Origin of the sequence: Bradyrhizobium sp. INPA03-11B, from assembly GCF_040446015.1 — a bacterium.
Taxonomy (GTDB): domain Bacteria; phylum Pseudomonadota; class Alphaproteobacteria; order Rhizobiales; family Xanthobacteraceae; genus Bradyrhizobium; species Bradyrhizobium macuxiense_A.
In genome coordinates, this window is sequence record NZ_JASGSR010000182.1 from 1 (window position 1) to 11,797 (window position 11,797).

The 11,797-nt window shown below is 65.3% G+C and carries 10 protein-coding genes; 8 read left to right on the forward strand and 2 right to left on the reverse strand.

Annotated features, from left to right (window positions below):
• Window positions 1–460: 460 nt before the first annotated feature.
• Entirely contained in the window at window positions 461–676 is a 216-nt protein-coding gene (locus tag QMZ05_RS38285; protein ID WP_353705468.1) for a hypothetical protein, read from the forward strand.
• Window positions 677–864: 188 nt separating this feature from the next.
• Here QMZ05_RS38285 and ilvD read toward each other — a convergent pair whose 3' ends face one another.
• Window positions 865–2,709, reverse strand: a complete 1,845-nt coding sequence (gene ilvD, locus QMZ05_RS38290) for a dihydroxy-acid dehydratase (RefSeq protein WP_353705469.1) — start codon at window positions 2,707–2,709, stop codon at window positions 865–867.
• 206 nt (window positions 2,710–2,915) lie between these two features.
• Between ilvD and QMZ05_RS38295 the strand changes: the two genes are divergently transcribed.
• Both QMZ05_RS38295 and QMZ05_RS38300 read left to right on the forward strand, forming a co-directional pair.
• Complete coding sequence (locus QMZ05_RS38295) at window positions 2,916–3,473, forward strand: carboxymuconolactone decarboxylase family protein (protein ID WP_353705470.1); 558 nt, start codon at window positions 2,916–2,918, stop codon at window positions 3,471–3,473.
• Window positions 3,474–3,477: 4 nt separating this feature from the next.
• The gene (locus QMZ05_RS38300; protein WP_353705471.1) at window positions 3,478–4,329 is read left to right on the forward strand and encodes an SDR family oxidoreductase; all 852 of its coding nucleotides are present in this window, start codon (window positions 3,478–3,480) and stop codon (window positions 4,327–4,329) included.
• A 235-nt stretch (window positions 4,330–4,564) separates the two neighbouring features.
• Here the strand turns inward: QMZ05_RS38300 and QMZ05_RS38305 are convergent, their stop codons facing one another.
• Window positions 4,565–5,572: a LysR family transcriptional regulator gene (locus QMZ05_RS38305; RefSeq protein ID WP_353705472.1), complete on the reverse strand. Its 1,008-nt coding sequence runs from the start codon at window positions 5,570–5,572 to the stop codon at window positions 4,565–4,567.
• Between the two features lie 142 nt (window positions 5,573–5,714).
• On the opposite strand from QMZ05_RS38305, the gene QMZ05_RS38310 reads away from it, so the two are divergent.
• From QMZ05_RS38310 to QMZ05_RS38330, 5 genes are all read left to right on the forward strand, one after another.
• Window positions 5,715–6,677, forward strand: a complete 963-nt coding sequence (locus QMZ05_RS38310) for an ABC transporter permease (RefSeq protein ID WP_074127087.1) — start codon at window positions 5,715–5,717, stop codon at window positions 6,675–6,677.
• Window positions 6,678–6,765: 88 nt separating this feature from the next.
• A complete protein-coding gene (locus QMZ05_RS38315; RefSeq protein ID WP_353705473.1) occupies window positions 6,766–7,791 on the forward strand; it encodes a sugar ABC transporter substrate-binding protein in 1,026 nt (341 codons plus the stop codon).
• A gap of 99 nt (window positions 7,792–7,890) precedes the next feature.
• Window positions 7,891–10,029, forward strand: a complete 2,139-nt coding sequence (locus tag QMZ05_RS38320) for an SMP-30/gluconolactonase/LRE family protein (protein WP_353705474.1) — start codon at window positions 7,891–7,893, stop codon at window positions 10,027–10,029.
• Window positions 10,029–11,150 carry an SMP-30/gluconolactonase/LRE family protein gene (locus QMZ05_RS38325; RefSeq protein WP_353705475.1) on the forward strand — a complete coding sequence of 374 codons (1,122 nt, stop codon included), beginning with the start codon at window positions 10,029–10,031 and terminating at the stop codon, window positions 11,148–11,150. The genes QMZ05_RS38320 and QMZ05_RS38325 overlap by 1 nt, the downstream gene beginning before the upstream one ends.
• Window positions 11,147–11,797 (forward strand): ATP-binding cassette domain-containing protein (locus QMZ05_RS38330; protein ID WP_353705476.1); only part of this gene is annotated, 651 nt, incomplete at its 3' end. The genes QMZ05_RS38325 and QMZ05_RS38330, both read left to right, overlap by 4 nt.

Genomic DNA, 11,797 nt, shown 5'->3' on the forward strand with positions numbered 1-11,797 from the left:
TCCAATGTCACCTCGTCCTACGCCGGCAAGGGGGGCGTGCGCTATACGTGGTGAGGGCGGCTCGAGAACGCTGGAGAAAATCTCCGTCGTCGCGGACGCGAATAGGGCAACAAACCCACTGCCAAACCGCCGCCCCGCGACGCGTCCGTTGTTATTTTCCCTGAGATATCGACGACTTAGCCCGAAATCGCCATTTTCCTGATGTGCCCGACCATCCCGGGCACGGAAGGAAGCTGTGTCATGCGACAGGTCCAGTCATTGCTCCGCAACGCGCCTGCCAAGATCGGCCGCCGCATTGCGCAGATCGTCGCGATCGCGGCCGCCAGCCTGCCGCAGGCCGGCGCGTAGTTTTTCCCGCTGCGAACGGTCGCACGCGACCCATCCGAATTAACTCACGCCTATTTTGCATTAGTGCTAGCGTGGTACCCCCGGGCTCTGCCGGTGCAGCAGGGAGGGTTCCATGTCACGCTTCGTCGTTCATTTCATGAAGGACGTGCTCGGCGGCAATGGCTGCGAGCGCGAGGTCTGCCAGGGCGCGCTCGAGATCGACGCCGCGAGCGAGGGCCAGGCCACCGAGATGGCCAAGGTCAAATTCTGTCAGGAACAATCGCTGTGCGACTGGTCACTGCATGCCGACCGCATCCGGATCGAGGCGGCCGACTTGCACGTGAGGTGACGCGTCGCGCGAGCAGACTTTATTGGAATCGAAAATCACCTCTCCCTTTGGAGAGGTCGGCGCGTAGCGCCGGGTGAGGGGTTACGGTCTCTCCGACGAGCAGCGGCCCCTCACCCGGTTTGCTTGCGCAAATCGACCTCTCCCCGGTGGGGAGAGGTGAAACGGAGCTGCGGACGAACTGCCGCCGATTACTCCGGCAGGATGCGCACCGCACCCTTCGCCGCGCTGCTGGCGAACGCCGCATAGGCCTTCAGCGCGGTCGAGACGGCGCGCTTGCGCGGCGCCGCCGGCTTCCATGCCGCGTTGCCCTTGGCTTCCATCGCCGCGCGGCGGCGCTTCAACTCGGCGTCGTCGACCTTGAGGTTGACCTTGCGGTTCGGGATGTCGAACTCGATGATGTCGCCTTCCTCGACCAGGCCGATCAGGCCGCCTTCGGCGGCTTCCGGCGAGACGTGGCCGATCGACAGGCCCGACGATCCGCCGGAGAAGCGGCCGTCGGTGATCAGCGCGCAAGCCTTTCCGAGCCCCTTCGACTTCAGATAGCTGGTCGGATACAGCATCTCCTGCATGCCCGGGCCGCCGCGCGGACCTTCATAGCGGATCAGCACGACGTCGCCGGCCTTCACCTTGTTGGTGAGGATGGCCTCGACCGAGGCGTCCTGGCTCTCGAAGATGCGGGCGGGACCTGAGAACTTCAGGATGCTCTGATCGACACCGGCGGTCTTCACGATGCAGCCGTCTTCCGCAAGATTGCCGAACAGCACGGCGAGGCCGCCGTCCTTGGAATAGGCATGCGCGGCGCCGCGGATCACGCCGCTTTCACGGTCGAGATCGACCTCGTCGAAGCGACGGTCCTGGCTGAACGCCTCCTGGGTCGGCACGCCGCCGGGAGCTGCACGATAGAAGTTGCGCACCTTGTCGCTCGTGGTCCGCACCACGTCCCAGCGGTTCAGCGCGTCGTCCAGCGTCGCGGCGTGCACGGTCGGGCCGTCGGTCGTGAGCAGCTTGGCGCGGTCGAGCTCGCCGAGGATCGCCATGATGCCGCCGGCGTGATGCACGTCCTCCATGTGGACGTCCTGCACCGAGGGCGCGACCTTGCAGAGCACCGGCACCTTGCGCGACAGACGGTCGATGTCGGCCATCGTGAACGGCACCTCGCCCTCGCGCGCGGCGGCGAGCAGATGCAGCACGGTGTTGGTCGAGCCGCCCATCGCGATGTCGAGCGTCATCGCGTTCTCGAACGACTTGAAGTTCGCGATGTTGCGCGGCAGCACCTTGGCGTCGTCCTGCTCGTAATAGCGGCGGGCGAGATCGACGATCAGATGGCCGGCCTCGACGAACAGGCTCTTGCGGTCGGCGTGGGTCGCCAGCACCGAGCCGTTGCCGGGCAGCGCGAGGCCGAGCGCCTCGGTCAGGCAGTTCATCGAATTCGCGGTGAACATGCCGGAGCAGGAGCCGCAGGTCGGACAGGCCGAGCGCTCGATCACCTCGACCTCGTCGTCTGACACGTTGGAGTCGGCGGCGGCGACCATCGCGTCGATCAGATCGACCGCGCGCTTCTTGCCCTTGAGCAGGATCTTGCCCGATTCCATCGGTCCGCCCGAGACGAACACGGTCGGGATGTTGAGGCGCAGCGTCGCCATCAGCATGCCGGGCGTGATCTTGTCGCAGTTGGAGATGCAGACCATCGCGTCGGCGCAATGCGCGTTGACCATGTATTCGACGCTGTCGGCGATCAGCTCGCGCGAGGGCAGGCTGTAGAGCATGCCGTCATGGCCCATCGCGATGCCGTCATCGACAGCGATGGTGTTGAACTCTTTTGCCACCCCGCCGGCCTTCTCGATCTCGCGTGCGACCAGCTGGCCCAGGTTCTGGAGATGGACGTGGCCGGGCACGAACTGGGTGAAGGAATTGACCACCGCGATGATCGGCTTGCCGAAGTCCTCGTTCTTCATGCCGGTGGCGCGCCAGAGGCCGCGAGCACCCGCCATGTTGCGGCCGTGGGTGGTGGTGCGGGAGCGATAGGCGGGCATCATAAATCCTTGGGCTATGGCCATTTTTTAAGGGAGATGGCGGTCCTTATGCCTGCCCGCAGCAGCGGATTCAAGCGCGGAACCGCATGGCTGAACCCCGCAATCCGGGCAATCCGGAACGGTCGGCTTGATCTCGGTCCGCCCGCAGCATTAGGTGGACGCACGGACCGCAACAACAACGAACAAACGAAGATTGGGAGAGACGCGTGGCAAGGCTGCCTTTGATTGATCCGGATACCACGAGCGGCGACATCCGCATGGCGTTCGACCGCATGCCGGTCAAGCTCAACATCTTCCGCATGATGGCCCATGCCGAGACCAATGCGATGCCCCTGATGCGGCTCGCCAACTCGATCCTGCACAAGCAGAAGCTCTCCGCGGTCAATCGCGAGCTGCTGATTCTGCAGGCCGCGCAGCTCGAGGGCGGCGCCTATGAGTGGCGCCAGCATGTGCCGATCGCGCTCGGCGTCGGCGTGACCCAGCCGCAGATCGATGCCGTCGAGCGCGGCGACTGCGGCGATGCTTCGCTGAACGCTGCCGAGCGGGCGCTGCTCGGCTTCGGCCGCGAGGTGGTCGAGAAGGTGCGGGTCGGCGATGCGGCCTTCGCCGCTATGCGTAAGCATTTCAGCGATCAGGAAATCGTCGAGACGATCGTCGCGCTCGGCTTCTACATGATGATGGCGCGGCTGACCGAAGCGACCGAGACTGACCTGGATCCAGCCGCCGGCATGGTGGTCTACGAGAGCGGCAAGAAGCGTGGGTGATCGGATGTCGGAGACCTCGCAAGACTCCAAGCCGGAGCGCTATGTCCGTCCGCTGAGCGCGGAATCCTCGGGCGCGGCGCCGGGCAGGGGACGCCTCAACGGGCGCAGCATCCTGGTGGTCGGCGGCGGCCAGCGCGTGTTCGACGCCGCGACCGATCCGATCGGCAACGGCCGCGCCATGAGCCTGCTGTTCGGTCGCGAGGGCGCGCAGGTCGCGGTCGCCGACCTCAACCTTGCCTCCGCCGAGGACACGGTCGCGCGCATCGCGGCCGAGGGCGGCCGCGGTTTCGCGATCGCTGCCGACGTCACCAAAGAGGCCGACGTCATCAGGATGATTGATGAAGCTCGTCACGCGATGGGCGGGCTCGACGGCATGGTGCTGAACATTGGCACGTTCGGCAAGACCGGGCTCGACAATGTCAGCGCGGAGGAATGGAACAGGATCTACGACGTCAACGTCCGCGGCCCGATGCTGTGCTGCCGTGCCGCTCTGCCGAAATTCGCGGACGGCGGCTCGATCGTCTTCATCTCCTCGATCGCGGCGCTGAAGGCGGGATCGCAGATGGCGGTGTATGATTCCTCCAAGGCCGCGCTCGGCGGTCTGATGCGCAACATCGCGCATACCGGTGCGCGGCGCGGCATCCGCGCCAATTTGGTCTATCCGGGGCTGGTCGACACCCCGAACGGCCGCGAGGCCGGCGCCGGCCGGCCGTCGCGCGGCAAGGGGCACGTTGCGTTCGGCCGCCAGGCGACGGCGTGGGAGATCGCCTATGCCGTGCTGTTCTTCATGTCGGACGAGAGCGTCTATGTTACCGCGCAGACGCTGGCGGTCGATAGCGGGCTGAGCGGGATGTAGCTGATCAGATTAGGTCGAATAGCGGCCACGACGATGCTGCGCTCCCTCGCCCCGTTCTTACGGGGAGAGGGTTGGGGTGAGGGGCTGCCTCCGCGTATTCGGCGACGGGTGTGTTCGCGGAGGCTCCCCCTCACCCGCATCGCATCTTCGATGCGATGCGACCTCTCCCCGCACGCGGGGCGAGGTGAAGTGGAGTCCGTTGAGCGCTTCGGAGCAAAATCGATGCAGCGCGTCGCTATTCGGCGGCTATGCTGGTCGGAATCGGAATCGCGACCTTCGGGCCCGTCTTGGCCGCGCGGCGGCTCTTCTTGCTGAAGCGGCTGCCGGCCAGCAGCGCTGCGGCGGCGCGCAGCTGCTCGCGCAGCCATTGATTGGTGGTGTCCCCCTCGGCGGTGGCATGCCAGTAGAGATAGTTGACGTGCGGGCTGATCGGGAACGGGCAGGGGAAGCACTGCAACAGCCCGGGGTCTTCCAGCACCGAGGCGGCGCTTTCGGATGCCGTCAGCAGCATGTTGCTGCGGCTCACGACGTGGCAGGCGGTTGCGAAATTCTGGCAGGTCAGGCGGACGGTGCGCGTCAGGCCGAGGCGCTGGAGCTGGAAATCCTCGAACGACACGCCGCTGCGCCGCGACGTCACGCAGACATGCTCCATGCGCAGATAGGCCTTCTTGTCGAGCCGCGCGCGGAGCTCGGGATGGCCGCGCCGGGCGAACACCGCGATGTGCTCGGTCAGGATCTGCTCGCGCCGCACCTCGGTCGAGAGCGGCAGCAGCGTATCGATCGCAACGTCGAGCGTGCCGGCGGCCAGCTCGCGCTCCAGATTGTTGCGCTCGCTGCGCACCGTGGCGATCTCGACCAGCGGTGCGACGCTGCTGATCCGGTTGATCAGCGCGCTCAGCATCGGCGCCTCCAGATTGTTGCGCAGGCCGATCACGAACCGCTTCGGCGTCTTGGCCGGATCGAACCGGTTGGTGTGGGTCAGCGTCGTCTCGAGGCCATTGAGCGCCTGGCGCACGGTGGTGATGATCTGGCGCGCCAGCGGGGTCGGCGTCATCACGTGATGGCGGCGCACGAACAAGGGATCGTTGAACATCGCGCGCAGCCGGCTCAGCGCGTGGCTCACCGCGGGCTGCGTCAGGTTGAGACGGAAGCAGGCGCGGCTGACGCCGCCCTCGGAATAGATCGCGTCGAACACCACGAACAGGTTCAGATCGATGTCGCGCACATGCATGGAAATAATCAATCCGTATCCGTCGAATGCATTTGACGAATATGAGTTGCCACTCTTAAAGTCTCAAGCAAAATAATACCTGGAGGAAACGATGAGCGTGCAATCGCCATCGCGCGGCGTTGCTGTCCCTGCGGCATCATCTCGCTCGGGCTCAATGTTCGCAAAGCCGAGCCAGGAGCAGATCGTGCTCCTGATCACGATCGCGCTTCTGGTGGTGTTCGGCCTGACGCTGAACGGTTTTGCCACTGTCTCCAACCTGCTCAATCTGTTGCGCAGTATTTCCATCCTCGGCGTGCTCGGCCTCGGCATGGGGCTGATCGTGATCAGCCGCGGCATCGACCTCTCCGAGGTCGCGATCATGGCGGGTTCCTGGGCCATCGCGCTGATCTACATGCAGAACGGCATGCCCGTCTTCACGGCAGTGCTGCTCGCGCTGGCAATCGCGGTGCTGATCGGCGTCGTCAACGGCGTGATGGTCGCCTTCGTCGAGGCGCCGGCGCTGTTCGTGACGCTGGCCGCCGGCTTCGTGATCTATGGCCTCGCGTTCTGGATCGCGCCGGCCTGGGTGGTCTACGCGCCGAAGGACGCACCGGGCCTGATGTATCTCGGTGCCGGACGGCTGTTCGGCGTCCCGGTTCCGATCCTGGTGTTCGCGGCCTGTGCGATCGCGATGCATCTGTTCCTGTCGCGCACCTCGATCGGCCGCTTCATCTATGCGCAGGGCGACAATCCGGAGGCCGCGCGGCTGACCGGCATTCCGCTGCGGCCGCTGATCGTGCTGGAGCACGTGCTGGTTGCGCTGCTCGCCTGGATTGCAGGCCTGGTCTGGGTCGGCACCACCGGCAGCATGCAGATGGCGATCACGCAGGGGACCATGATCTTCGACGTCGTCCTCGTCGTCGTGATCGGCGGCATCAGCCTGATCGGCGGCCGCGGCAGCGTGTTCAGCGTCGTGGTTGGCTGCGTCCTGATCGGCACGCTGCTCAATGCTTTCACGATCATGGACGTCAACAGCGAGGTGCAGAACATCATCAAGGGCGTGGTGCTGCTGGCGGCGATCGTGCTCGACAATTGGCTGCATCCCCGCGACGAGGAGACCGCGCGGCAAGGGGACTGAAACAAGGCGACTGATGCGAGTGTCCCCAGCGCCAAGATCAATCATAACAAGTCCAAATCAATCAAAAGAATTTTGTGTGGAGGAGACGATGAAGACGACGAAGTTCTGGACAATGCTGCTCGCCGGTGTGGCGCTTGCCGCGGTGCCGTTCGCGGCATCCGCGCAGGATGAAGGCACCAAGGCCGGGCGCGAATTGCGCGCCGCCTACGACAAGTCGCTGCAAGGCAAGACGGTCGCCTATCTGCCGATCGCGCTCGGCGTGCCGCTGTCCGATGAATGGGGCCGCGTGGTGCAGGAAGAGGCCGAGTGGCGCGGCATGAAATACGTCGTGCGCGATCCCAACAACAATCCATCCGCCATGCAGCAGGCGCTGACCGCGCTGGTCGACCAGAAACCCGACGTCCTGATCGTGCAGAACCCGAGCGTGACGCTGCTGATGAAGGACCTCAAGCGCGCCGAGGCCCAGGGCACGCATGTGATCCAGGTCAACATGGCCTCGAACTACAAGTCCGGCGCCTTCGTCGGCGTCGACTGGCGCGAGATCGGCAGGTTGCTCGCGAACGAAGCCGTCAAGGCCTGCGGCACCGGTTCCGGCAAGTCGGGCAAGGTGCAGATCGTGCAGGGCGAATTGACCGCGGCCGCCAGCGTCGACCAGGTCGGCGCCATCATGGATGTTCTGAACAAGGATCCCAACATCAAGGTGGTGTCGAACCAGGCCGCGAACTGGGACGCCAACACCGCGCTCAACATTACCGCGACCGTGATCCAGCAGCATCCCGATCTCTGCGCCTCGATCGGCTTCTGGGGCATCATGGAATCGGGCGCCGCGCAGGCGATCCGCAACGCCGGCAAGATCGACGACGTCAAAGTGTTCGCCTCGGGCGAGGGCTCGCAGCTCGATTGCGACCAGGTCACGTCAGGCAATTTCAGCAAGTTCCTCAGCTACAAGGCGACCGAGCAGGGCCACGATTTGATGTTCGCGGCCGAGACGCTGCTGATGTCCGGCGACAAGCCCGGCACGAAGAACCTGTCCTATTACACGCGGCCGATCTGGATCGATAAGTCGAACGCCTCGCTCGGTGGCACCTGTTTCGCGCTACCCAAGAAAAACTAACAAGGCGCGGGACAGCCGGCGCGGGGGGCATTCCCGCGCCGGCTGTGACAAGGTTCAGAATCCGGACGCGTGAAACCGGATCGAGGGAGTGCTTTGACGATGTCGATGGCCGTTGATTCCTTTGCCGCGTCGGTGCGGCGGTTTTCACCCCGGCTCCTGCTGTCGGAGCTGTTGCTGAAACAGTGGTTCGAGCCGGTCGTCCCGTTCACCGTGATGATCGGGCTGTGGGCCTATTTCGCGCTCACCATTCCCGACTACGCCTCGGTGCAGAACTCGGTGTCGCTGCTGCGGCTGTTCGCCGAATTCGGCTTCGTCGCGCTGGCGATGGGCTTCTGCCTCGTCACCGGCGGCATCGACCTTTCGGTCGGCGCGATCTTCGCGCTGTGCAATTTCGCGGCGCTGTACTTCCTCTTGGTGCGCGAATGGCCGGTCGGCCTCGCGGTGCCCGCGACGCTGCTGGTCGGCGCGCTGCTCGGCAGCATCAACGGCTTTTTGATCGGCTTCCTGAAGACGCGGCCGTTCCTGACCACGCTGGTGACGCTGATCATCCTGCGCGCCTCGGTCAATCTGCTCAACACCAGCTATGCGCAGGTGTTCGCGACCAATTCGATCGACAGCGACGCCTGGGATTTCATCGGCGGCGGCAGCGTGCTCGGTATCCCCGTCAATGCGGCGACGCTGTTCGTGGTGCTCCTGATCTGCCACATCTTCCTGTCGCGCTCGCGCTATGGCTGGCATCTCACCGCGATCGGCGCCAGCCGCAAGGCGGCGCGCCATGCCGGCATCCGCGTTCGCTTGATGCTGTTCATGACCTATGTGCTGTCGGGCACGCTGTGCGCGGCGAGCGGCATCTTCTACGCCGCACGGCAGGCCTCGACGGATTCCACCACCGGTGTGGGCTGGGAATTCCAGGCGCTCACCGCCGTGGTGCTCGGCGGCGTATCGCTCGCCGGCGGCAAGGGCACGGTGTGGCGGGCGATGATCGGTGCGCTGATCATCTTCCTCTTGATCAACGGCCTCGTGCGGATGGGCATCCCGGGCTACGTCACCTCGGCGGTGACGGGCATGATCCTGCTCGCCGCGGTCGGCATCGACGTCAAATGGTCGAAGAACCGCGGCAAGGCGATCCAAAAGATCTACGTCAATCCGGCCTTCGTGCCGCTCGCCTCGGCGCCGGCGGTGCAGCCGGGCGCAGCATCGCCTTACGCGCAGAACGGCCGGCTGATCAAGGCGCAGGCGATCGGCGTCGATCAGGTCGAGGGGCCCGAGGACGTCATCCTCGATCGCCAGGGCCGGCTCTACGGTTCGACTCGCGACGGCAATGTGATCCGCTTCTCGGGGCCGAACTTTGAAACCCGCGAGGTGTTCGCCCATATCGGCGGCCGGCCGCTCGGCATGCAGTTCGATCGCGACGAGAACCTGATCGTGGCGGTGGCCGGCATGGGCGTCTACGGCGTCGCGCCCGATGGACGCATCTTCAAGGTCACCGACGAGACCAACCGCACCTGGTACAAGCTGAACGACGACAGTCGTCTGCGCATGGCCGACGACCTCGACATCGCGCCCGACGGCAAGATCTATTTCAGCGACTGCACCACGCGCTATGAGATGACCACCAACACCCTCGACATCCTCGAGGGCCGGCCGAACGGCCGCGTGGTCTGCTATGACCCGGCGACCAAGACCACGCGCACGGTGATCAACCACTTCTATTTCCCGAACGGGATCTGCGTCGCCCATGACGGCAAGTCGATCCTGATTGCGTCGACCTCGCTGTGCAAGGTGTTCCGGCACTGGATCGACGGCCCGAACAAGGGCAAGACCGAAGTGCTGATGGACGAGCTGCCGGGCAACCCCGACAACATCAACCGCGCCTCCGACGGCACCTATTGGCTGGCGCTAGTCGGCATCCGTACGCCGACCTTCGACCTCGCCGCGCGAAAGCCCGGCTTCCGGCTGCGCATGGTCAAGCAGGTGCCGACTGACGAATGGCTGGCGCCGGCGCTCAATCATGGCTGCGTGCTGAAGTTCAACGAGCAGGGCGAGGCGCTGGAGTCGTGGTGGGATCCGACCGGCATCTCGCATTCGACGCTGACCTCGATGCGCGAGCACCAGGGCTATCTCTATCTCGGCGGGCTCGAGAACAACCGGATCGGCCGCATCAAGCTCGACGGCGTCGACGACAGCTGGACCGGCTACGACGCGTACTGGGGCGCAAAGAGCAGGGTGACGACGTAATGGGATTCTTCGATCATCTGCTGCGCGACATCCGCAGCGTCGTCGACCGCGACGGCGGCCAGAACGCGATCCCGCCGCTCGACGGTGCGCTCAGCCCGAACGACCGGCTCGACACCGCCGCGCCGATCGGCGAGCCGCTGCCCAGCGTCGACGACGTGATCGCCGCGGGCGACGGCGCGATCTATGTCTCCGCCGGCCGAAAGGTGCTGAAGCTCAGCGGCGCGGATCTTTCGACCCGCACCGTGATCGCCGAGTTCGAGGACGACGCCGGCGGGCTCGCGCTACATCCGGACGGCCGGCTCCTGGTCTGCGTCGCGGGCAGGGGGCTTGCGGCGATCGATCCCGCCAAGCCCGCGCCGCGCTGGCTGGATGCAGTCGGCGGCAGCGCGCTCACCGGGCTGTTGTCGGTCACGGTGGCGCCCGATGGCCGCATCTATGCCGTCGAAGGCAGCATCGGCCGCCGACCCGGCGAGTGGCGGCACGATCTGATGGAGAAGCGTGCCAATGGCCGCCTGATCAGTTGCGGTGCCGGCCTCGACAATCCGCAGGTGCTGCTGCGCGACCTGCCTTATCCCTATGGTGTGATGGTCTCCGCCGATGGCAACAGCCTGTGGCTCACCGAGAGCTGGGCGCATCGCCTCAGCCGATTCGCGCTTGGCAGCAACGGCCTTGGCCCCCGCGAGACGGTCGCCGCCAACATGCCGGGCTATCCGGCGCGGCTGCATCCGGACGGCCATGGCGGGCTGTTGCTCGCCATGTTCGCCCGCCGCACCCATCTGATCGAGTTCGTGCTCAAGGAAGACGATTTCCGCGAGGAGATGATGGCGACGATGCCGCCCGATTACTGGGTGGCGCCGGCGCTGGTCGGCGGCAGCGATTGCCTGGAGCCGATGCAGATCGGCAGCGTCAAGGCGCTCGGCATCCAGAAGCCATGGGCGCCGCCGCGTTCCTACGGCCTGCTGGTGCATCTCGACACCGAAGGCGATGCGACCGACAGCCTGCACAGCCGCGCCGGCGGCCGTTTCCACGGCATCATCGCCGCTTGTGCCGCGCCCTCCGGCATCGTCATCGCGGCGCGCGGCGCCGGACGGCTGTTGCGCTACACGGGAGACCTGCGATGAATGATGGCGTGATGCAGGCAGCGACCGCGACCCAGTCCGCAACCCGCGAGCCGGTGCTACGGATCAGCAACGGGTCCAAGATCTATGGCGGCGTCCACGCCATCGAGGGCGTTAATTTCGATCTCTATCCCGGCGAGGTGCACGCCCTGGTCGGCGAGAACGGCGCCGGCAAGTCGACGCTGTGCAAGGCGATCGCGGGCGCGATCAATCTCACCTCCGGCGACTATCTGCTCGACGGCAAGCCTGCCAATTTCGAGCAGCCGCGCGACGCGCTCGATGCCGGCATCTGCATGGTCTATCAGGAGACCAGCCTGGTGCCGACCATGACTGCGGCGCAGAACATCGAGCTCGGCAACGAGAAGCTCTTGACGCGCTTCCGTACGCTGAACATCCAGGCGCAGCAGCTGTTGCAGTCGCTCAATTTCCACGTCGACCCTGCAACGCCGGTGGCGCTGCTCGGCACCGCCAAGAAGCAGATGGTGGAGATCGCGCGCGCGATCTACAACAAGGCGCGCATCATCATCTTCGATGAGCCGACCGCATCGCTGACGCCGGAGGAGATCGTCCACTTCTTCCATCTGGTGCGCGATCTGCGCGCCCGCGGCGTCTCCATCATCTACATCTCGCATGCGCTGGAGGAATCGCTG